This window comes from Streptomyces sp. NBC_00012, assembly GCF_045040875.1.
Lineage (GTDB): Bacteria > Actinomycetota > Actinomycetes > Streptomycetales > Streptomycetaceae > Streptomyces.
Genome location: NZ_CP108309.1, coordinates 7,199,893 through 7,220,598, shown reverse-complemented (window position 1 = coordinate 7,220,598; position 20,706 = coordinate 7,199,893). Strand labels below are relative to the sequence as shown.

At 70.0% G+C, this 20,706-nt stretch carries 16 protein-coding genes; 5 read left to right on the top strand and 11 right to left on the bottom strand.

What is annotated here, in order from left to right:
- Positions 1–63 precede the first annotated feature (63 nt).
- From OHA19_RS33035 to OHA19_RS33015, 5 genes are read right to left on the bottom strand one after another with little or no spacing between them, the layout of a single operon-like run.
- Entirely contained in the window at positions 64–1,839 is a 1,776-nt protein-coding gene (locus OHA19_RS33035) for a non-ribosomal peptide synthetase (protein WP_405710655.1), read from the bottom strand.
- Positions 1,836–3,053, bottom strand: a complete 1,218-nt coding sequence (locus OHA19_RS33030) for an aminotransferase class V-fold PLP-dependent enzyme (RefSeq protein WP_405710657.1) — start codon at positions 3,051–3,053, stop codon at positions 1,836–1,838. Before OHA19_RS33030 ends, OHA19_RS33035 begins: the two co-directional genes overlap by 4 nt.
- The gene (locus OHA19_RS33025) at positions 3,050–4,372 is read right to left on the bottom strand and encodes a phenylacetate--CoA ligase family protein (protein WP_405752542.1); all 1,323 of its coding nucleotides are present in this window, start codon (positions 4,370–4,372) and stop codon (positions 3,050–3,052) included. The genes OHA19_RS33030 and OHA19_RS33025 overlap by 4 nt, the downstream gene beginning before the upstream one ends.
- Before the next feature lie 58 nt (positions 4,373–4,430).
- A complete protein-coding gene (locus OHA19_RS33020; RefSeq protein WP_405710661.1) occupies positions 4,431–4,622 on the bottom strand; it encodes an MbtH family protein in 192 nt (63 codons plus the stop codon).
- Entirely contained in the window at positions 4,609–6,030 is a 1,422-nt protein-coding gene (locus OHA19_RS33015) for a class I SAM-dependent methyltransferase (RefSeq protein WP_405752540.1), read from the bottom strand. Before OHA19_RS33015 ends, OHA19_RS33020 begins: the two co-directional genes overlap by 14 nt.
- Before the next feature lie 410 nt (positions 6,031–6,440).
- On the opposite strand from OHA19_RS33015, the gene OHA19_RS33010 reads away from it, so the two are divergent.
- The 4 genes from OHA19_RS33010 to OHA19_RS32995 are packed head-to-tail and all read left to right on the top strand — an operon-like array spanning position 6,441 to position 11,655.
- On the top strand, positions 6,441–7,484 hold the full coding sequence (locus OHA19_RS33010; RefSeq protein WP_405710665.1) for a MupA/Atu3671 family FMN-dependent luciferase-like monooxygenase: 1,044 nt from the start codon (positions 6,441–6,443) through the stop codon (positions 7,482–7,484).
- On the top strand, positions 7,484–8,596 hold the full coding sequence (locus tag OHA19_RS33005) for a hypothetical protein (protein ID WP_405710667.1): 1,113 nt from the start codon (positions 7,484–7,486) through the stop codon (positions 8,594–8,596). Before OHA19_RS33010 ends, OHA19_RS33005 begins: the two co-directional genes overlap by 1 nt.
- A gap of 21 nt (positions 8,597–8,617) precedes the next feature.
- Positions 8,618–9,997 carry a DUF6002 family protein gene (locus tag OHA19_RS33000; protein WP_405710669.1) on the top strand — a complete coding sequence of 460 codons (1,380 nt, stop codon included), beginning with the start codon at positions 8,618–8,620 and terminating at the stop codon, positions 9,995–9,997.
- Positions 9,997–11,655 carry a DUF885 family protein gene (locus OHA19_RS32995; RefSeq protein WP_405752538.1) on the top strand — a complete coding sequence of 553 codons (1,659 nt, stop codon included), beginning with the start codon at positions 9,997–9,999 and terminating at the stop codon, positions 11,653–11,655. Before OHA19_RS33000 ends, OHA19_RS32995 begins: the two co-directional genes overlap by 1 nt.
- A 251-nt stretch (positions 11,656–11,906) precedes the next feature.
- On the opposite strand, the gene OHA19_RS32990 is transcribed toward OHA19_RS32995, so the two are convergent.
- The 6 genes from OHA19_RS32990 to OHA19_RS32965 form a co-directional block, all read right to left on the bottom strand.
- Positions 11,907–12,839 carry a GNAT family N-acetyltransferase gene (locus OHA19_RS32990; protein WP_405752535.1) on the bottom strand — a complete coding sequence of 311 codons (933 nt, stop codon included), beginning with the start codon at positions 12,837–12,839 and terminating at the stop codon, positions 11,907–11,909.
- Positions 12,836–14,995 carry a peptidase C14 gene (locus OHA19_RS32985; RefSeq protein ID WP_405752533.1) on the bottom strand — a complete coding sequence of 720 codons (2,160 nt, stop codon included), beginning with the start codon at positions 14,993–14,995 and terminating at the stop codon, positions 12,836–12,838. Before OHA19_RS32985 ends, OHA19_RS32990 begins: the two co-directional genes overlap by 4 nt.
- Before the next feature lie 63 nt (positions 14,996–15,058).
- The gene (locus OHA19_RS32980) at positions 15,059–15,898 is read right to left on the bottom strand and encodes an SDR family NAD(P)-dependent oxidoreductase (RefSeq protein WP_405710674.1); all 840 of its coding nucleotides are present in this window, start codon (positions 15,896–15,898) and stop codon (positions 15,059–15,061) included.
- 188 nt (positions 15,899–16,086) lie between these two features.
- On the bottom strand, positions 16,087–16,932 hold the full coding sequence (locus OHA19_RS32975) for an amidohydrolase family protein (protein WP_405710675.1): 846 nt from the start codon (positions 16,930–16,932) through the stop codon (positions 16,087–16,089).
- Positions 16,929–18,116, bottom strand: coding sequence for a mandelate racemase/muconate lactonizing enzyme family protein (locus OHA19_RS32970; RefSeq protein WP_405710677.1), 1,188 nt, complete (start codon positions 18,114–18,116; stop codon positions 16,929–16,931). Before OHA19_RS32970 ends, OHA19_RS32975 begins: the two co-directional genes overlap by 4 nt.
- Positions 18,116–19,486 carry an aspartate aminotransferase family protein gene (locus OHA19_RS32965; protein ID WP_124718885.1) on the bottom strand — a complete coding sequence of 457 codons (1,371 nt, stop codon included), beginning with the start codon at positions 19,484–19,486 and terminating at the stop codon, positions 18,116–18,118. Before OHA19_RS32965 ends, OHA19_RS32970 begins: the two co-directional genes overlap by 1 nt.
- Before the next feature lie 291 nt (positions 19,487–19,777).
- Between OHA19_RS32965 and OHA19_RS32960 the strand changes: the two genes are divergently transcribed.
- A complete protein-coding gene (locus OHA19_RS32960; protein ID WP_405710679.1) occupies positions 19,778–20,635 on the top strand; it encodes an IclR family transcriptional regulator in 858 nt (285 codons plus the stop codon).
- The last annotated feature ends 71 nt before the right edge of the window (positions 20,636–20,706 follow it).

Below are 20,706 nucleotides of genomic sequence, written 5' to 3'. Positions count from 1 at the left end.
ACCGGGCCGGCCCGTTCTTCGGGAACGGGCCGCCAGGGCGGGGACGGACGGGACGGACGGGGCTCAGTCCGCCGTCTCTTCCCCCAGCGCCGCAGTCGCCAGGGCCACGACGGTCCTGACGGTCGGCTCCTCGAAGAACTCGCCCAGGGACACCTCGATGCCCAGGTGCTCGCCGACCGCGCTGACCATCTCGACGGCGAGCAGCGAGTGCCCGCCGAGCTCGAAGAAGCTCTCGTCCGGACCGAACTCGTCGATGTCCAGACAGCTGCGCCAGAGCCCCGTGATGAACGGTTCGACGCCGTCCTGCACCGTGGCGGGTTCCTCGCGCCGGGAGCCCTTGGCTCCGCGTTCCCGGAGGACGAGCTCGCGGACGGCGGCCCGGTCGGTCTTGCCGCTGGGCAGGAGCGGCGGGCGCTCGCCCAGGAAGACCTGGTCCGGCACGAGGGCCGCGGGCAGCCTGCGCTGGGCGGCCCCGCGCACCTTGGCCGGGTCGACCACCGCGCCCTGTGCCGGGAAGACCATCGCGACCAGCGCCGGGCTGTCGTCCCCGACGACCGCGGCGACCGCGGCGACGACGTCGTCGTCCAGGGCCAGGACGCTCTCGACCTCTTCGAGTTCGACCCGGATGCCGCGCAGGTTCACCTGGAGGTCCGCACGGCCGCGGAACTCCAGGGCTCCGTCGCCGCGCCGTACGACGAGGTCGCCGGTGCGGTACATGCGCGCGCCCGGCACGCCGCGATACGGATCGGGCAGGAACCGCTCGGCGGTGAGGCCGGGCCGTCCGAGGTATCCGGTCGCCACGCCAGGACCGGAGATGAAGAGCTCCCCCTCGGTGCCGTCCGGCACCACGGCGAGCTCTTCGTCGAGCACGTACAGCCGGGTGTCGTCGATCGCCGTGCCGATGGGTACGGGGCCGGCGGCATCGTCCGCCTCGTAACGGTGGAACGTCGAGTCCACGCAGGTCTCGGTGGGGCCGTACTGGTTGTAGAGGGTGGCGTCCGAGAGCGAACGGAACCGCCGTGCCAAGTCGTTCGTGAGGGTCTCGCCGCCGGAGAAGAGGACACGGAGCGTGTCGCAGCCGGCGAAGGCCTCACGGCCGACGACCCCGGCGAGCACGGACGGCACGAAGTGCGCGTGGGTGATCCGCAACCGCTTGATCGATTCGGCCAGCTCGTGGAAGTCCGGGTAGTTGGCCGGCTCCGGCGCGACCAGGGTGGCGCCGTGGGCGAGGGTGGCGAAGACCTCCCACGCGGAGAAGTCGTAGATGTAGCGGGTGTGGTGCAGGACGCGGTCTCCGGCGCCGAGCGGGTAGACCCGCCGGCCCCAGGCGATGCGGTTGGCCAGGGCCCGGTGAGGGATCAGGACGCCCTTGGGCCGGCCGGTGGAGCCCGAGGTGTAGATCACCGAGACCGGGGATTCGGCCGGAACGGGAACCGGGGGGTGCGGGGTGTCGTGCGCGGAGGCATCGAGCACGGGCATGGCAGGTACGCCGAGCGTGGCGAGAGGGGCGGCGGCCCCGGTGTGCACCACCAGCCGCGCGCCGGAGTCCTCGACCATGGCCCGCAGTCGGTCGCCGGGCAGCGAGGGGCACAGGGGTACGTAGGCGGCTCCGGCCATCGCGACGGCGACGAGCGCGATGACGCCTTCCTGCGAGGGGCTCGCCAGAACGCCGACCGGTGCTCCGGTGACGACGCCGCGGGCGCGGAGCCGGGCGGCGAGTGCCTCGGCCCGGCGGCCGAACTCGCCGTAGTCGAGGGTGCCTGCCGGGCCCTCGATCGCCGTGTCCCCGGGGGACTCGGCGATCGTCCTGCGTATCAGGTCCAGGACGGATCCGCTCATCGCTGCCCCCGCACGTAGTCGAGGACGTCGTCCAGGGCGGCGAACAGCACGTCGATGTCATCCCTGTCGTTGTAGAGATATCCGGAGACCCGCAGTACCTCGTCGTCGGTGAACCGGTCGACGAAGGGCTGGGCACACAGGTGGCCGGTCCGGCACAGCACCCCGTAGGAGTCGCTGAGGATCTTCGCGATCTCCTTGAGGTTGTGGACGCCGTCGATGGCGAAGCTCAGGATCGCGGCGCGGTCGGCCGGCTCGCTCGGGCCGAGTATGCGCAGGTGGGGACGTTTGAGCGTCTCGCCCAGCATGGCATCGGCGAGTTCGGCGTCGTGCCGGGCGAGTTCATCGAAGCCGATGCCGCTCAGATAGTCGATGGCGGCGTGCAGCCCGTACGCCTCGGCGATGGCCGGGGTGCCGGCTTCCAGGGAGTGCGGGACCTTGCGGATCGTGTGGCTCTCGGCGTCCACCCAGTCGACGACTCCTCCGCCCAGGGCGGTCGGGCGCAGCCGCTGGAGGTGCTCGTGACGTCCGCAGAGCACGCCGATGCCGGTCGGGCCGAGCATCTTGTGCGCGGAGAAGGCCAGGAAGTCGATGTTCTCGCCGCCGACCCGGCGGTGCCCGGCGGACTGCGCCGCGTCGACGACGGTGAGCGCGCCGGCCTCCTTGGCCATCGCCGCCATCTCGGCGACGGGGGCGTAGACACCGGAGACGTTCGAGCAGTGGGTGAGTACGACGACGGCGGGGCGGGCCCGCAGGAGTTCGGCGTACTGGTCGAGGTCGACGGCCCCTGACCCGTCGACGGGTATGGAGCGGACATCGGCCACGCGCCGCCAGGGAAGCAGGGCCGAGTGGTGGGCGTCGAACGGGACGAGAACGATGTCGTCGCGAGTCAGCCCGAGGCCCGAGGCCACCGTGTTGATGGACGCGGTGGTGTTGGCGGTGAAGACGACCTCGCTGCTGAGGAAGCCGGTGAACTGGGCGGTCCGGGTCCGGGCGGCCTCGAAGTCGTCCGAGGCCTGCTCGGAGAGGAAGTGCTTGCCGCGGTGGATGTTCGCGCCGACCTCGTGGTAGTAGCGGACCATCTCGTCCGTCACCTGGCGGGGCGTCAAGCTGGTGGCGGCGCTGTCCAGGTAGACGATCCGCCGGCCGTCGATGGTCTGCCGAAGAAGCGGGAAGTCGTCACGACATCGCTCGGCAAGCGTGGGCTCGATGCTCATTGTTCTCCCCCGTTGGAACCCGGCTGAGTGGCCTCTGAGACGCAGGAGGCGAATTTGCCCGTGCGGGCCGCCGGAATGTACGGCACGGACTCGATCGCGAGGGACGTCGCCGTGCCCAGCGTGTCCAGGAGGCGGTCGCGCAGCGCCTTCTCGTCGACGCGTGCCCCGGCACTCGGGATGTACCGGAGCTCCATCGCGCCGTTCGCCGGCTGACGCAGCTGGTACACGTCGATCGGCAGGTCGGCGCCGACGGCGCGGTCCACGTCCCGTGGGCTGATCAGGGCCGAGGCGCCGTCCTTGACCACCTTGATCATGGAGGTCCGGCGTCCCTCGTGCGTGGCCTGCGGCAGGTCGCTGCCGCAGACGCAGGGCTCTTCGCCGAGTGAGTAGATGTCGCCGGTGCGGTAGCGCAGGTGCGGGGAGATCCGGTCGCCGAGACTGGTGGCGACGAGCTCGGCGCGCTCGCCCGGCCCGGCCGGCCGGTCGCCCACCAGGAACTCGGCGAAGAACGCACGGTTGTTGACGTGCATGCGCCCGGCCGGGCACTCGATCGCCACCCAGCCGAGTTCGGTCATCGACACGATCTCCGCCATCGGCATGTCCGCACCGAAGAACTCCTGGAGCTGGCGGCGCGCGACACCGGTGACCAGGGTGTAGGTCAGGGCGACGGCCGAGACCTGCGGCGGCTTGAGCCCACGGTCCTTCAACTGACGTACCAGGAAGGCCAGGTGGGTCGCGTCCGCGTAGAACCAGTGCGGATCGAACTCCTCGATCTCGTCGATGGCCTGCTGCACCAGCTGGTCCGGGGTGGCGAGCACATCGTGCGACACCGGCAGGACCAGCGTCCCGTCCGGCAGCGTGCGGTCCTGGATCGTGGTGAAAGGGGTCGCACATTCGACATCCGAGCAGTTCGGTGCCGCGTAGCGGATCGGGCGGTGCGAGCGGCAGCGCGCCAGGGCCTCGCCCAGCTCCTTATTGGCGGAGAGCGTTGCCCGCATGCGCTCGGCCAGCGCATACGTATGGGTAATCGTGGTCAGTCGTTCACCGCCAGTACCGGAGCTCTGGCTCTTCAAGGTCAGCGGGTCCCTGAGGGTCTTGCCGCGGGCGAGTACGCCCTGGGGGAAGTTCCGCCGGTAATCGATCTTCTGCGTGGTCGGAATCCGGCGAAAGTCGTCCGCTGTCCGAACATCCGCCAGCCGGATGCCCGACTCATCCAGGTGTCCGGCGAAGAAGGGAACCTGCTCGTAGGCGAACGAGACCTCCGCCAACGCCTTCTTGAAACTGCTCGACCGAAATCCGAAGTCCGTCACTGATGCCAAAGCCGTGCTCCCACTCCTGAAAGCCCACTGATGTCAGGTCGTCCGGCACCGGCCGGCGTCACTCGCCCATCTGCCTGATCAGGCTCAGCGGGCGAAGGTCGGTCCAGGTCTCGCCGATGTGGGCGAGGCACTCGTCCTTGGTGCCGTGCGTGCCCTCGTCGGACCAGCCCGGTGCGAGTTCCCGGCCGACGGGCCAGATGCTGTACTGCTGCTCGTGGTTCACGACCACTCGGTGATCAGCCCCGGTCATCAGCAAGTTCCTCCGTTATCACAAATGTGGTCTGGGGAAGCGGGATGTTCTCGAACATCTTGGCCAGATATGCCTGGAGCGATGCCGCGAATACGGCGGTGCTCTCGCTGTCGAGGGCAGCGACGCTCCGCTCGGGAGACGGCCCGGAATCGACAGCGGCGGGACTCAGGGAAAAATGCGTGTCCGCCGGAATTCGGGAAGGCAGCGCGAAGGCTGCATCGAAGTCCCCGTCCGAATTTTCGGCCGACCAGGTTGTCCGCACCTCATATCCGAGGCGCTTCCCCAGCATATGACATTCTTCCGGGTCGAGTCCGGATTCCGGTACACCGATATCGCGCAGTATTTCCATGACAGAACTCATGGGTGCGCCCTCTTCGAGAGCCCGCAGCGCGCCGGACTCGTTCCTGACCCGGGTATTGGGTATGCCGTTCAGACGCAGTACGGCGGGATTCTCCCCGGCGAGGAAATCTTCCAGTGCGGCGATTTCACCGATCTCGGCTCCCCAGCCCAGCCGGACCGAATCTTCGAGCGGAAGTGTCCGGGCCGGGTTGCGGCCGATCAAAACATCGTATCGATAGCGCGTCAGTTCATTGTGATGGATTCCACGGCGCAGCCGGACATCGATCAGGGAGATGCCCTCGATCCGTGCCGGTAATCCGGTGAAGAACTCCGGGTCGAGAAGAAGCTCGCGTTCCTTCAGCAACTGCTGTTCGATGGAGCGCCCGACACTCGCGGCGGTGGCTCCGGGATCCGACCGGTAAAGCTCGGCGGCGGCGTAGAGGCTGCGCCGCAAGCGGCGGTTCCTGATGTCGCCCAGCAGGATGAACCCGCCGGGGGCGAGGGCGGCGAGAGCGCCCTCGATCACATCGGCGAGGTAGTCCGCGTCGGGGAAGTACTGGACGACCGAATTGAGGATGACGGTGTCGAAGTAGCCGGATGGCAGGCCCGTGAAGTCGTGCGCCGACTGGTTCCTCACCTCGACCACGCCGCTGAGCTGCGGGTTTCTCCCCACAGCACGGGCCAGGATGTCCACCGCGTCGCGGCTGAGGTCAGTGGCCCAGTAGCTCTCGCACCGGGGGGCCACCCGGGAGAGGATCAGCCCCGAGCCGGCGCCTATCTCCAGGATCCGGCGGGGCCGCATCCCCAGAACGGTGTCGACCGTGCCGGTGCGCCACTCTTCCATCTCCGCGCGGGCTATGGGTTGCCGATCGTAACTGCTGGTCCATTCGGAGAAGTTCTCGCCGAATTCCTGAGAATCCGGCTGGGCCTCATAGACCGAACCATAGATCATACGCCATTCGTCGAGACGACGTTCCTGGGCGGATTTACGCATGGATTGCAGTGCGCGTTCGGCTGGGACCACGGTTACTTCAAGGCTCTGATTTCCCCCGTCGTCCGGCCGTTCCACGATGGCCACCTTCGCGACGCCTGCATGCCGTAAAAGAGCCGATCTAATATTCCGAGGATCAAACCCTAAGCGGGTGCGACTCCCCCGACCTACGCGACCATCCCCACTCAAGCTCGCCCCCAGTTACTCAAGCTTTCACGAAGTTGAAACAAACGTGGGGCCAGTGTTACTTCGGGCCAGAAGCCCTGTCAAGCATCGACCTGTCACACCGGCACACACCCACCACGTAAGCGGAACGGAACCTTCATTTCCACTTCAACCGGTACGTCCTTCTTCATCCATTTTCACCCATTTGGGACCTCCTACGGAAAACCCTTGACGTGCCACTACGAACTACGCCAAGATCTTTCTCCGTTACGGAGAATGTCCCACATCCGCGCTGCAGCGGCACAGTCGCAAGGAACGGCCTAATGGACTTCAGCCTCTTCTATTTCTCAGCTGATAGCGCCGGAAGCGAACAAGACCGCTACGAGTTACTCCGTGAAGGTGCCCGGTTCGCCGACACACACGACTTCTCGGCAGTGTGGACACCGGAACGTCACTTCCATCAATTCGGCGGGCTCTACCCGAACCCGGCGGTGACGGGCGCGGCCGTCGCCGCCATGACCGAACGGATCGGGATCCGGGCCGGCAGCGTCGTGGCCCCGACCCATGAACCCGCCCGCATCGCCGAGGACTGGTCGGTGGTCGACAACCTCTCCCGCGGCCGGGTCGGTGTCTCCTTCGCCTCCGGCTGGAGCGCGATCGACTTCGCCTTCACGCCCGACAACTATCCGCGGCGCAAGGACTTGATGTTCGAGTACGCCGAGGAGGTCCGCCGCCTGTGGCGCGGCGAACCGCTGTACGTACTCGACGGGGCCGGCGACCCCACCGAGGTGAAGGTGTTCCCGCCGCCCGTCCAGCCGGAGCTTCCGGTCTGGATCACCAGCAGCGGAGACGTGGACACCTTCCGGCGCGCGGGGCGGATCGGTGCGGGACTGCTCACGCATCTCCTGGGCCAGGATCCCGACGAACTGCGCGTCAAGGTCGAGGAGTACCGCTCCGCGTTCCGTGAGGCCACCGGCGGCGGCCGCGGCCACGTGGCCCTGATGGTGCACACCTTCCTCGGCAATGACGAGGACGCGATCCGGGAGAAGGTCCGGGGCCCGCTCTCCGACTACCTGCGCTCGTCCCTCGACCTGTTCGTGGGCTCCCGAAGCGCCGCCGCCCTCAAGCTCGACCCGTCGGGCATCCGGGCGGCCGATACCGACTTCCTCGTCGAGCGGGCCTTCGAACGGTACTTCGACGAGAGCGGCCTGCTCGGCAGCGTGCCGAAGGCCCGGCGCATCGTCGAACGACTACGCGGGGCCGGGGTGGACGAAGTGGCTTGCCTGATCGATTTCGGGCTGCCCAACTCCGAGGTCCTCGACGGTCTCAAGCACCTGGACCAGCTCCGGCTGGAATGTAGCGCCTGATGCGCGCCCACGGAGAGACGTCGCCGCACGGGCCGATCATCGCCGTCATCGGGACCGGCGGCCTGGCCCGCGCGGTCTGTTACGCGCTCGCCGCCGCCACACAGCCCGTCCGAGTCCTGGTACTGGGCCGCGACCCGGTGAAGACCGCCGAGATCTGCTGGATCAGCGGCGCCCGCGCGATCGGCACCAGCGACGCCCCGCCCGCGGTCACCTTTCAGCCGGTGACCGTCGACCTGGCCGCCGCCGGTGCCCTGGCCGAAGCCCTCGCCGAGGCCCGCCCCACGGCCGTTCTGGTGGCGGCCTCCCGGCAGTCCCCCTGGGAGCGGATCAACGCCCCGTCCGCCTGGACCGCGCTGATCCAGCGGGCCGGCTTCGGGCTGACCCTGCCGCTCCAGGCGGTGTTCGCCCGAGAGGCGGGCCGGGCACTCGCCGAGCACCACCCCTCCGGATGGCTGCTCAACGGCTGCTTCCCCGACGCCGTGAACCCGGCCCTGGCCGGCCTCGGCGTGGCCCCGCTGTGCGGGATCGGCAACGTGGCACTCACCGCCACCGGCCTCCAGTCGGCCCTCTCCCTCCCACAGCAGCACCGGCTGCAGGTCCTGGCCCACCACCTGCACCTGCACTCACCGCCGCCCGGCGTCGAGGAGGTACGGGCCTGGATCGACGGACAGCCCGTGCCCGGGGTCGGCGATCTGCTCGGCCGGCAGCGCGCGGCCTCGCGCGCGGAGCTCAACCACGTCACCGGATTCGTCGCCGCCCGGCTGCTGACCGAACTGCTCGCCGGGCGCGAGGTCCGGGCGAACCTGCCCGGCCCGCTGGGTCTGCCCGGCGGCTACCCGGTGCGGATCACGGCCGACGGCCCCACCCCGCGCGTCGAGCTGAACCTTCCGGAACAGCTGAGCCGCGCCGAGGCCGTCGCGTACAACGAGCACGCCGCCCGCCACGACGGCGTCGTCATCGAGGACGGCCGTATCCACTTCACCCGTACCGCACCTGGTGACCTGCCCTCCGAGTTGTCCGGCGGATTCCCCGTCACCGACCTGGCGGAAGCCGCCCATTGCCTGGCCGCATTCCGGGACCACCTGCGCGACCGCGCCCAAGGGGTCCCGTAAACCACCTACCTAGGAGCCACCATGTCTGTGACCAGCTTCGACGGGGCCTCATCCGCACGGTCGGCCAACCTCATCCTCGACTACTACGACCAGGTCGAACGGACGATCCCCGGGATCGCCAGCGACATCGGCCCGGCGCGCGACGACGACGCCGCGTTCAAGCCGGGCTTCCGACTGCCCGAGCTCGACGACGGCCTGCGGCGCTTCTTCGCCGCTGCCACCGTCGAGTGGCGCGAGCTCGGCGGCTACGGAGAGCACCGCCTGCACCTGATGGACCTGACCGGCAACCCCGGTACGGGCACCACCAAGACGTTCCCGTCCCTGCTCATGGTGGCGCGCGCGGTCGAGTACATCCGCCGCTACGACGAGAGCGTCACCATCTTCTCGCCGACGTCGGCCAACAAGGGCACCGCACTGCGCGACGCGGTACTGCGGGCCATCGATGCCGGTCTGGTCACGCCGGAACAGCTGCGCGTGGTGATCATCGCCCCGGCTGCCTGCCGGTCGAAGCTGCGCGACAGCCGGCTGTCGCAGGACCCGACGCTGCGCGCGCTGAACCCGATGTTCCTCTACACCGGGCAGGAGTCCGAGCAGGTCAAGGCCGTCGGCCGTGAGTTCATCGACATGTACGCCACCGAGGCGTCCAAGCGCCTCAACACCCGCCTCTGGTACACCCTGGAACTCTCCAACTACCTGATCGCCGACACCGCACGCGCCTTCTTCGAGCAGCAGGCCCTCCCGGACGGCGGGGCCGGCCGGGTCCACGCGCACGCCGTGTCCAGCGCCTTCGGCCTGCTCGGCTACCACGAGGGCCGCGCCGCCCTCGAACGGGCCGGACTGGCCGGCGAGGACGCCCGGCCGGAGAGCCTGCTCGTCCAGCACCTGGGCACCCCGGACATGGTGCTGAACCTGGCGCACGGCGACTTCAGCCGCGACGGCATGCCGGCGTACGAGCTCGGGGACGGCCTGTACCACCAGTGCGCCGACCCGCGCTTCCCGCAGGTCACCGCCGACCCCGGCGAGGTGCTCGACCCGACCTTCTACACCCACCGCCCGGTCACCTCACCCGCCATGAACGAGCTGATCCGCCGGTACGGCGGCAACGGCATCGTGGTCTCCGGCGAGGAGTGCCGGCAGCGCTACGAAGGGCTGCGGGACCGGCTCGCCGGCACCGGCTGCGCACTGCCCGCGGACCCCGCGTCGCTGCGCGAGTGGTCACTGGTCATGGGCCTGACCGGAGTGATGAACGCCGTCGACCGCGGCCTGATCGGCGGCACCGGCAAGGACATAGTCGTGCACGGATCGGGTGCCTACAGCACGTCCGACTACCAGCCGCTGGAGCACTTCACCGAGATCTCCGGCCCGCAGGACATCGCGTCCGCCCTCTACGGCCGTTCGTGATGTCGCGAACGTCGGACGAACTCCAGTTCCTGGCCGCGGAGTTCTGGAACTGGCGGGCGGCGACCGCTCCCGACTCCGGCGACGACCTGCCTCGTCTGGAGCGCCCGCCCGGCTGGGCACCCGACTGGTCGGCGGGCTCCGTCGCGGCCCGCCGACGGCGCATGGAGCAGTGGTACGAGCGCCACCGCCGCCTGGACGTCGCCGATGAACCGGTCTCCGTACAGGTCGACTTCCGCCTCCTGGGATGCGCGCTCGACCGGGTGCACTGGGAGCTGGAACTCCTGCGCGGCTGGCAGCGCAACCCCTGCTTCTACATCGACCAGAGCCTGGTCCCGGTCTACAACCTGCTGCTGGTCTCCACTCCGTTCACGGCCAGCCGGGCGGACGACGTCGTCCGGCTGCTGCACCACGTACCGCAGGTGCTGCGCCAGGCACGGGAGAACCTCGCGGACACCGCGGCCGAGCCGTTCGCCGTGTCCGCCCTGCGCAAACTCGAGGACGCCGGCACCCAGCTCACCGACGCGATGAGCGCACTGGTCCCGTACCTGCCGGCAGCGCAGGCGGCCGAACTGCCCGCCGCCGCCGAGCGGGCCGCCACGGCGGTGGGAGAGTTCGCGGACTGGCTGCGCGCGGCACTTGCGGGGTTCCATGCCGACGGTGCGGCGGGGAGCGCGGCCATGGAGTTCCTGCTGCACCGCGTGTCGCTGCTGCCGTACGGCGCGGACCGGCTGCGTGAGCAGGCCAAGCAGGAGTGGACCCGGGCGGTCGCGACGGAGGCCGTCCTGCGGCAGCGGCTGCGGGGCCACGCCGGAACCGAGAAGCAGCACAGCGCGGCCGAGCAGCTCGATCTGGCGCGAACCCAGGAGCACGAGATGCGCCGCTTCTACCGCGAGCGCGGACTCCTGGGCCAGCCCGAGTCGCTGCGCCACTACCGCTTCGCGGTCTGCCCTCCGTACCTGGCCCCCCTCACCTGGCTCGGCATCCCCGACGACCTCACCTCACCGTCCCGCGCCCATGAGGACGCGGTGCGTTACGTTCCCGCCGACACGGACGCGGAACTGCCGTACTTCGAACGGGCCGCGGCGATCGATCCGCGGACGGCGATCGTCCACGAGGGCGTCCACGCCCAGCAGTTGGCCCTCTCGTGGGACCACCCGAATCCGGCTCGCCGAAACTTCTACGACTCCGTTCCCAACGAGGGGATCGCTTTCTACAACGAGGAGTTGATGCTGATCTCGGGCGCCTGCGACTCCAGCCCCACCGGCACCGAGTTCATCGTCAACGCCATGCGCCTGCGTGCCCTGCGGGTCGAGATCGACCTCGACCTCGCCCTGGGCGTACTCACCGTCGACGAGGCCGTCGGCCTGCTGTGCCGGCTGGTGCCGATGGACGAGGCGACGGCCTGGGCCGAGGCGGTGTTCTTCCTCGGCAACCCGGGGCAGGGGCTGAGCTACCAGACGGGAAAGCTGCAACTCCTGGAGCTGCTCGCGGAGGCGGCGGGCCGGGGTGGCTTCGACCTCGAAGCGTTCCACGACCGGCTGTGGCGGGAGGGGAACACCCCCTTCGCACTCCAGCGCTGGGAGCTGCTCGGCCTGCGGGACCAACTCGACGCGGCGGACCGCCACGCGGGCGCCGCCGGTGACGGACAGGGGGCCTAGGGCCGTTTGGATCATGCCGGGCTCGCGTGCCCCGGTGCCGCACCTCGCCGCGTTGTCGTCAGTCACCGACGCTCCGCGTCGACTCCCTCCTCCGCCTTGCGACGCACGGCACCGGACCCCGCTCCCCGATCCGGCCCGATCCAAACGGAAGACCCTGGGCCGGCGGCTCCCTCCGCGCCCTGCTCGAACGCGGCCGAGAGCTCGCGGAAGCGGCTGTCGTCGCACGCCCGCCAGGGATTGCGGGACGGCCCTCAGAAGCAGTCGCCGTACCAGTGGACCGCACCGGGCGCCGTGACCGTGGCCCGCACCGACTCCTCGGTGGCGAGCAGCGGGCGTGCCATGCCCACGTGCTCCGTCACCTGCCGGGCGTCCGCCAGCAGGGCCGGCAGCGCGGCCCGGGCCCCGGGGCCGTCGGGGAGCCGGACCCGGGCCCGGCTCAGTCCGGCCGCCCGGCCCCGTTCGCCGGCGGCGGCGTACAACTGGCCCAGGCACTCGGCGGCGCCCGCGAACTCCCGCACCTCCAGGTACTCCCCCTCGTGCTGGGCCACGAGCATGCCGGCGAGCGCCCCCGACGCCGGGTCCTGCGCAACCAGCCACCGCTCCGCCGGGCCGTACCAGGCGGGCACCCGCACCGCCCAGTCCTCCGCCGCCCGCACCGAGCTGAGCGGCCGGTCCGCGTTGTACGCGTGGTGCAGCGCGGCCAGCTCCGCGGCGTCCTGCGCGGTGGCGGCACGGATCCGGAACCGCCCGGCGGCGGGTGCGGGCGAGAGCCGCCCCTCGGTGTACGTACTGCCGAACTCCTGCCATCCCGAGCCCCGGTAGACGCCCGGCGTCCCGGTGAACAGCAATGACCAGGCGCACCGTTCGGCCGTCATGGTGTGCTCCGCCGCCACCAGCAGCCGCCGCACCAGGCCCTGGCCGCGGGCCTCGGGACGGGTCGCGACGCTGCCGATGCCACCGACCCGTTGCGGGATGCCGTGCGCGTCGCGGATCAGCCTCGGTACGTAGACGACGACGGCGTCGATCCCGTCACCGGCGGCGTTCTGCGCGACGAAGGTGTGCCGGTGGCGGTCCGGGTCGAGGGCGTGCAGGGCGGTGATCTGCGGTGCGTCGAAGCAGCGCCGCCACAGGGCGGCGAGCGCCGGGTCGTCGGCCGGGGTGGCGGTGCGGATCGTGGCGGTCACAGGGTCAGGTTCCCGTCCGTGCGCACCTTGTCGCCGTTCGCGGGCATGGCGGTGCGCTTCGTGCCGTGCTCCACGCAGGTGGTGTGCAGGAGGGAGTCCAGGGCGTCCGGGGCGAGGTGGAGCGTGCCGCCGGTGAAGCGGCTGCCGGTCGCCGCGTAGTGGTTGGTTCCGTCGGCGATGCGGACATGGGCGGTGTCCTGGCCGGTGGTGGAGCTGCTGAGACCCTCGATGTCCCAGGTGAGTCTCCCGGCGCCGGCGGCCCGGCCGAGCAGCGCCTTGGCCTTGTTGCTGCCGGTGAGGCGGGCGCCGCCGGTGACGGTGATCCGCTGGTCGCGCACGGCGCTGAGCTCGATGCCGGTGTTGTCGTATCTGCCGCCGTCGATCCGGAGCTCCGCCGATCCGACCGAGAGCGGGGCCGCGTTCTCGGCGCCGGTGACCGTGCAGTCGGTGAAGTGGACGGGCCCCGCCCCGCGCAGGATCGCGCCGTCGACGCCCGTGAACGTGCAGCGTACGAAGTGCACGGGCGCGGTGACCGGGGTCTGGACGAGGACGGCTCCGGCGGCCGGCTCGAAGGAGCAGTCGCTGATGGTGGTCGGCCGGGTGGAGCGGGCGGACCGCTGGGCGACGGCGAAGGTCTTCGCAGTGCAGCCGCGCACCTGTGCGCCGTCGGCGTTGACGGTGAGGGTACCGGCCTGGTCGAAGGTGGGGCGGGCGATCACCGTGATGTCCTCCAGGGTCAGATCGGTGATCTTGGTGTTGGCGGTGAACCAGGAGCAGACATGTCTGCGGACGGTGATCCGTTTCGCCGAAATCCCCCACTGCGCCCCGGAGTTGGCGATGTCCATCAGCCCGGAGTTGCCGTCGAAGAGCAGATCGTGCTCGTACTGCCCGTGCGTCGTGAAGGGGTTGCCGCCCGCGTCGTCGCCGTCGCCGTGGCAGTTCACGACGGTGCAGTAGGCGGAGGCGGTGAGGTCGTTGAGGTGGCGGACATTGCTGGTCGTGCAGTCCGCGACCCGCCCGTACAGGCAGTAGATCTGCTGGGTGAGGTAGCCCGCGCCGCCGTACTCGACGGTGGGCGGGTTCTTCAGGGAGCAGTCCTCGGTGCGGAAGCGGGTGCACCAGCGGCGCATGATGACCGGCCAGAAGGTGCCGGTGGCGTGGATCCCGGAGACGTCGCAGCCCACGGCGTACTCGAAGCTGACCGGGTGGGAGCCGGTGTACTCGTCGGGCCCCGCGCCCTCGAAGACCATGTTGCGGATGTGGGTGCCCTGGACCGGTTCGACACGGGTCCAGGTGAGCTTGCGGCCCGCGGCGAGTTCCCAGCCGTTGAGGTAGCCGATCCGGATGTGTCCGGCGTCGACGATCTCAGTGATCTCGACCAGCTTCTGCAGCTCGCGTTCGTCACCACCGCCGCCCGCGACGGGGGCCACCTGCACGGCCCACCACTGGCCGACCCCGAACGCCTTGGCGTCGGGTACCGGGAAGGTGTCGGTGAGCTCGATGACCTTCCCGGAGAGCGCGTGTTCGACGGTGGTGTCGGTGACGGTGCCGCGGAAGGAGAGGACGGCGCCGAAGGGGTTGTCGTGGGTGTTCTTCTCGATGCCTTCGGTGCGTATGCGGTGGCCGCCGAAGTCGAGTTCGATGTTGGAGCGGTTCCAGAGGTGGCGTTGGGTGAAGAGGAGGTCGGTGTGGGCTTCGATGCGGTGGACGCTCTTGTCGGCGATCATCGTGTCGAGTGCGGCGTCGGCGGGGGTCTTCGCGTCGAAGTGGCCGAAGGTGCGGAAGTCGAGGGTTCCGGTGTGGAGCTGGTGCCAGCGGCCGGTGCCGGTCTTCGCGGGGGCTATGACGGTGCCGCCGTTGTGTGCGGCTTCGGACTTCCTGTCCCATCGCACGGCCATGGAGCCGCCGTCGCCGGGGGTGTGGTATCCGGCGATCAGGACCTGGGTGCCGTCGTCGAGCGGCTTGGTGTTCAGCGCCCGGAGTCCGGCGACGGTGTCGACACGGAGCACGTCACCGGTGGGGGCGGGTGCGGCCTGGGCGGAGCCGGCGGCCACGGCCGAACCGGCCATGACCAGACCGGCCAGACCCGAAGCCCGCAACAGATTCCGGCGGGACGAGGCGGAGGACGGAGCGGGGGACGAAGCATTGACGGACATGACGGAGGTGCTCCTCGCGTTGTCGATGCGTGCTCGGTGGGACCGACTGCCGGTCGGTCGCGGTCAGATCGTGTTGCGGTACTGCGGCATGAAGCGCATACGCGGCATCTGGTCGGCCAGCACTCCCCCGTCGACGACGATGCGCGCCCCGGTGAGATACGCCCCGGCGTCCGAGGCCAGCAGCAGCAGCGCGCCCACGCATTCGTCGGGCTGGGCGTACCTGCCGAGCGGGATGCGCTCGCGGTACGCGGCTTCGAAGGCCTCCCGGTCGAAGGGGAATTCGCCGTCGATGGGGGTCTCGACCATGCCGGGGGCGAGGGTGTTGGCGGTGATGCCGTGCGGGGCGAGTTCGACCGCCAGGGTCTCGGTGAGCAGTTGGGCGGCGGCCTTGGAGGCGTTGTAGTGGGCCAGGCCGGCCTCCGCCACCAGGGCGTTCTTCGAGGTGATGGTGATGATGCGGCCCGCGACCGAGTCCGCCGTCATGTGTTCGGCGATGCGCTGGCTGAGGAAGAACACGGCGTCGACGTTGACCCGCATGATGTGCGACCAGCTCGCGGGGGTGATCTCGTTGAAGCGTTCCAGCGCCGCCGTGCCCGCGTTGTTGACCAGGATGTGCAGCGGTCCCGCCTCGGCACGTACGGCGTCGACGAAGCCGGGCAGCGCGTCGATGTCCGCGAGATCCTGGCCGTACGTCCGGCAGCCACGGCCGAGTGACTCGATCGCCGCCGCGGTCTCGGCGACACCCTCGGCACCGGGCAGGTCGACGAGGACCAGATCGGCGCCCGCCTCCGCCAGACCGACGGCGAAGGACCGGCCCAGGCCCCGGGCGGCGCCGGTCACGACCGCGGTGCGGCCGGTCAGATCGAAGCGGTCGGTTCCGCGGGGCGGGACGGCTGCGGTCATGGCGGGGTTCCTCCAGGCGGAGCGGTACGGAGAGGGGTGGGTCGGGTCCGGTACTGATCGCCGGAGGGGTCCGGGCCGCCGCGCTGGGACACTTGGGTGATGGGCGCGGCGGCCCGGCTGCCGGTCGGTACCGGGCGACAGGGGGATGACCCCGGCACCGTACCGGCAGGTTCGGAGGAACGGCCGGATCAGCCGTTCAGTCCCAGCAGGTCCAGCGACGGCCGGTGGATGATCTCCTCCACGGCGTCCACGTCCAGCGGCGGCAGCCCGGGGATGCCGGGGATGCGGGCGATCTCCCGCAGCCCCTTCACCGAGTCGTCGACCGTCGTGAACGGATAGTCGCTGCCGAACATCAGCTTGTCGAAGACCCCGTAGTCCTGGACGAGCCGGAGGCTGTGCCAGAGCTGGAAGGGCCGGTAGTGCAGGGCGCTGATGTCCGCGTACACATGCGGGTGCTTGCGGATGACCGCGATGCACTCGCCCTCGAAGGGGTGGCCGAGGTGGGCGAGGACCATCCGTAGTTCCGGATGGCGGATGGCGACCGCGTCCAGGTGGCGGGGCATCGCCCACTCCAGCGGCGCGCTCGACACGAAGGTCGTGCCGGTGTGCACCAGGAGCGGGAGTCCGTGCCGCTCGGCGTAGGTGTACAGCTCGTCGTACTCCTCGGCGGCCGGGTCGAAGCCCGCGTACATCGGCATCAGCTTGATGCCGCGCAGGCCCAGTTCCTGGTGGCCGTGGCGCAGCTCGTCCTGCCAGCCGGGCTGGGTGGGGTCGAGCGAGAGGTAGCCGATGAGCCGGTCGGGGTGTGCTCCGGCGTACGAGGCGACGGCGGCGTCGTCGACCCAGAGGCCGCTGCGCCGCGCCTTGCCGCCGACGACGATCGTGCGGGTGCCCTCGGGTGCGGTGGCGGCGTACTCCTCCCACTTCACCGTGAGGTCGACCTCGCCCGCGTGGGCGCGGGCGGAGTCGGACCTGAACGGGTCGGTGAAGTCGTGGCTGTGCCGGAAGAGGTGCGAGTGGACGTCGACGATCATGTCCGGTTCCGCTTCTCCCAGCCGTCCGCGAACATGTTCCAGAAGCGGTGGCTGGGCGGGTGCTCCTCGAAGACCTCGTCGACGAGCTCGACACCGAGACCCGGTGCGGTCGGCAGGCCGATGCGGCCGTCGACGATCGGGAGGGTGCCCTTGAGTGCGTCGAAGACGTAGTCCTCCAGGAGTCCGTCGAAGGTTTCGAGGATCTTGAAGTTGGGGATCCCGAGCGTCGCGTGCACCGAGACGGTGGTGCAGAGCGGCGAGTTCGAGTTGTGCGGGGCGACGAGCATGCCATGGGTATCGGCGATCGCGGCGAGTTTCCTGACCTCGGTGAAGCCGCCGGCCATGGAGAGGTCGGGCTGGATGATGTCGACGGCGTTCGTCGCGAAGAGCTGCTTGTACTCGTAGCGGTTGTGGAAGTGCTCACCGCCGGAGATCGGGAACGCGGCGCGCTGTCGCAGCTCCGCGTAGCGCTCGATGTGCGTCCACGGCATCGGCTCCTCGAACCAGCCGATGTCGAAGGGCTCCAGCTCGCGCACCAGCCGGGCCGCGGTCGGCATGGCGAATCGGGCGTGGCCCTCGATGAAGAGGTCGACGTCCGGTCCGATGGCCTCGCGGACGGCGGCCACCAGGTCGACGGAGCGGCGCAGTTCGGCGCGCTCCAGGTCATGGAGGCCGGGGCCGAACGGGTCGAATTTGAGGGCGGTGAAGCCCTTCGCCACGGTCTCCTTCGCCTTGGCCGCGAAGGTCTCGGGCTCACGCTCGCCGGTGTACCAGCCGTTGGCGTACACGCGTACGTCGTCGCGGCAGGCACCACCGGTCAGCCGGTAGGCGGGGACGCCGAGCGCCTTGCCCATCAGGTCGTACATGGCCTGGTCGAGGCCGGACAGGGCGATGCCGCCCATGTCGCCGCCGCGCAGGAAGTCGCCCTGGTAGACGCGGAGCCAGAGCTCCTCGATGTCGAAGGGGTCGGCTCCGATGAGGTGTCGCTGTGCCAGTGCCTCGGTGAGGGCGCAGACCTCGCGGACCCGGTAGGGGTGGGTGATCTCGCCGATGCCGCTCAGGCCCTCGTCGGTGTGGACCCGGACATAGCCGAAGTCGCGCCAGGAGGTGCCGAGCATCAGGGTCTCGACGCGGGTGATCCGGCCCGCGGGGCCCGCCGGACGGGTACGGTTTACGGTCAGCATCAGCGGGTCGCCCCGCCCATGGTGGAGGTGTTCTCCAGGTCGCGGGCGCCGCCGTCGGCGAGCACGGCCTTGACCGCGGCCTCGGTGCCCTCGATGAGACGGTCCACGTCGGCGTCGGTGTGGGCGTAGCTGATGTGGCTGCGCTTGAGGTTGAGCGGCAGCTCGAACAGACCGTGGTCGAGGAGCTTGCGGCGGTAGCCGACGAAGAGCGAGGCGTCGTTGTTCAGCAGGTCCGCGTAGGTGCGGGGGGCCTCGCCCGGCATGAAGTAGCTGACGAAGACGGAGCCGTAGCCGGTGACGACGGCGGGGACGCCGAGACGCTCGTACAGTCCGGTCAGTTCGGTGCGGACGCGCTCACCGAGCCGGAAGACGTGCTCGTGGACCGGCTCCTCGCGGAGCTTGCGCAGGGTGGCGAGGGCCGCGGCGACGACGGACGGGTGTCCGTTGTACGTGCCGGCGAAGAAGGCGGGGGCGCCGGGGCGGGTGGAGAAGAGGTCCATCAGGTCGGCGCGGCCGCCGATCGCGCCGACCGGGGCACCGTTGGCGATGGCCTTGCCGAGGGTGGTGAGGTCGGGGGTGACGCCGGAGATCTTCTGCCAGCCGCCGATGTCGTGGCGGAAGCCGGTGATGACCTCGTCGAAGATCAGGATGCTGCCGGCCTTCGTGGTCTCCTCGCGCAGCGTGGTGAGGAACTCCTGGTACGGCAGGAGCGCGCCGACGTTGTGCGGGACGGGCTCGACGATCACGGCGGCGATGTCGGAGCCGTGCTCGGCGAAGGTGCGGCGGACGGCCTCGCTGTCGTTGAACGGCAGGACGAGGGTGGCTTCGAGGACCTCGGGCAGGATGCCGGTCGAGATCGGGTCGTGGCCGCCGACCTTCTCGGGTGCGGAGATGACGTTGAGGCTGACCGCGTCGTGCCAGCCGTGGTAGCAGCCCTGGAACTTGACGACCAGGCGGCGGCCGGTGGCGGCGCGGGAGACGCGCAGCGCGTGGAACGTGGCCTCGCTGCCGGTGCTGGTGAGCAGCACCTTCTCGATCGAGGGGATCAGCTCGGTGAGCTGTTCGGCGAGGAGGACCTCGCCCTCGGTGACACCGACGCCCATGTGGCCGAGGGTGGCGCCGGCCTCCGCGGTGGCGCGGGCCACGTCGGGGTCGTTGTGGCCGAGCAGGGGCGGCCCGAACGCCGAGTGGAAGTCGGTGTACTCGCGTCCGTCGGCGGTACGGAACCGCGCGCCGTCCGTACCCGTGACGACCAGGTCGGTCAGTCCGGGAACGCTGCGCTGACCGCTGTTCACGCCGCCGGGTACGACCTGGCGGGCGCGCTCGGCGAGTCGGGCTCCGGATTCGTTGCCCACCGGGCCTGAACTCATATCGCTTGCTCCTTGCGTCGAGAGTCGTCGGTCTTCGCAGGCCCTGCCCGGCCCGTGAATCCCTGGCGCCATCCGCCCGGCAGTCGCCGCAGGAAGGGGATGATCCGTGGTGCTTGGGGTGGTGCGTTTCGCTTTTTCCGAACGCTGTTCTGTAGAGCAGAACAGTGCCTGGATATTACGTCCGGCCTCGGGGCCGGTCAAGACCTTTCCGGGCCCCAGAAGGCCCGTTTCCGCGCCTTCTTCACAGAGAACGCGCATTCCGGCCCCCCTGAGGGACTAGGCTGTTCTGCTATGACGAACAGTGCTGCCCCAGAAGAACCGAAGTACTGGGTCAAGAGCGTGGCCAGGGCAGCGGACATCCTCGAGGCGCTCGCCGCCCCCGCGCAGGGGAACGGCCTGAGCGTCACGGAGGTCGGCCAGGCCTGCTCCATCTCCAAGAGCGCCGCCTTCGGCATGCTCCAGACCCTGCGCGCCTACGGCCTCGTCTCGGACGACGGCGAGGGCATGAACCGCCGCTACCGGCTCGGCATGAGCCTGGCCCGGCTCGGCGACCGGGCCCGCTCCCAGGTGTCGCTGCGCGGCGTCGCCCACCCGGTGCTGCGCGAGCTGACCCGGACCACCGGAATGGCATCCAGGCTCGCCGTCCCCGAGGACGGCCACGCGGTCGTGGTGGACCAGGTGGAGCTCGACCAGCGCGTCCGGCTCGATCTGCGGATGGGGCAGCGCGAGCTGCCGCACTGCACGGGCCTGGGCAAGGCGCTGCTCTCCGCCGTGCCGCCGAGCGAGGCGGCCGCGGTCGTCGAGCGGTTCGGGCTGCCGCGGCGCACCTCCCGCACGATCACCGACCCGGCGACCTTCCTGTCGCATCTGCGCGACATAGCCCGGGTCGGTTACGCCCTGGACGACGAGGAGGACGCCGAGGGCATCATCTGCATCGGCGCGCCGGTCTTCGACGACCGTTCGGTGTGTGCCGGGGCCGTCTCCATCACCGGCCTGAAGCTCGGCCTGCCGGCCTGGCGCTACCAGGAACTGGGCGGCCAGGTGCGGGACGCGGCCCGCCGGATCAGCGTCTCGCTCGGCTGGGTCGACGACGCGGACGGGGCCGAATCGGACACCGACGCGTCGCATTCCGACGAATTCGGGTCTTGACCAAACGGCTCAACCCGCCGTAGGTTCCCTGCCAACCGCGATGACACTCCATGGTCACCGGCGATTTACCC

Excerpts from the sequence above, each read along its gene's own strand:
- OHA19_RS32975 (WP_405710675.1), bottom strand. The coding sequence starts at position 16,932 with ATGATCGTCGACGTCCACTCGCACCTCTTCCGGCACAGCCACGACTTC.
- OHA19_RS32980 (WP_405710674.1), bottom strand. The coding sequence starts at position 15,898 with ATGACCGCAGCCGTCCCGCCCCGCGGAACCGACCGCTTCGATCTGACC.
- OHA19_RS33005 (WP_405710667.1), top strand. The coding sequence starts at position 7,484 with ATGCGCGCCCACGGAGAGACGTCGCCGCACGGGCCGATCATCGCCGTC.
- OHA19_RS32970 (WP_405710677.1), bottom strand. The coding sequence starts at position 18,116 with ATGCTGACCGTAAACCGTACCCGTCCGGCGGGCCCCGCGGGCCGGATC.
- OHA19_RS32995 (WP_405752538.1), top strand. The coding sequence starts at position 9,997 with ATGTCGCGAACGTCGGACGAACTCCAGTTCCTGGCCGCGGAGTTCTGG.
- OHA19_RS32985 (WP_405752533.1), bottom strand. The coding sequence starts at position 14,995 with ATGTCCGTCAATGCTTCGTCCCCCGCTCCGTCCTCCGCCTCGTCCCGC.
- OHA19_RS32965 (WP_124718885.1), bottom strand. The coding sequence starts at position 19,486 with ATGAGTTCAGGCCCGGTGGGCAACGAATCCGGAGCCCGACTCGCCGAG.
- OHA19_RS33010 (WP_405710665.1), top strand. The coding sequence starts at position 6,441 with ATGGACTTCAGCCTCTTCTATTTCTCAGCTGATAGCGCCGGAAGCGAA.
- OHA19_RS33035 (WP_405710655.1), bottom strand. The coding sequence starts at position 1,839 with ATGAGCGGATCCGTCCTGGACCTGATACGCAGGACGATCGCCGAGTCC.
- OHA19_RS32960 (WP_405710679.1), top strand. The coding sequence starts at position 19,778 with ATGACGAACAGTGCTGCCCCAGAAGAACCGAAGTACTGGGTCAAGAGC.
- OHA19_RS33020 (WP_405710661.1), bottom strand. The coding sequence starts at position 4,622 with ATGACCGGGGCTGATCACCGAGTGGTCGTGAACCACGAGCAGCAGTAC.
- OHA19_RS33000 (WP_405710669.1), top strand. The coding sequence starts at position 8,618 with ATGTCTGTGACCAGCTTCGACGGGGCCTCATCCGCACGGTCGGCCAAC.
- OHA19_RS33030 (WP_405710657.1), bottom strand. The coding sequence starts at position 3,053 with ATGAGCATCGAGCCCACGCTTGCCGAGCGATGTCGTGACGACTTCCCG.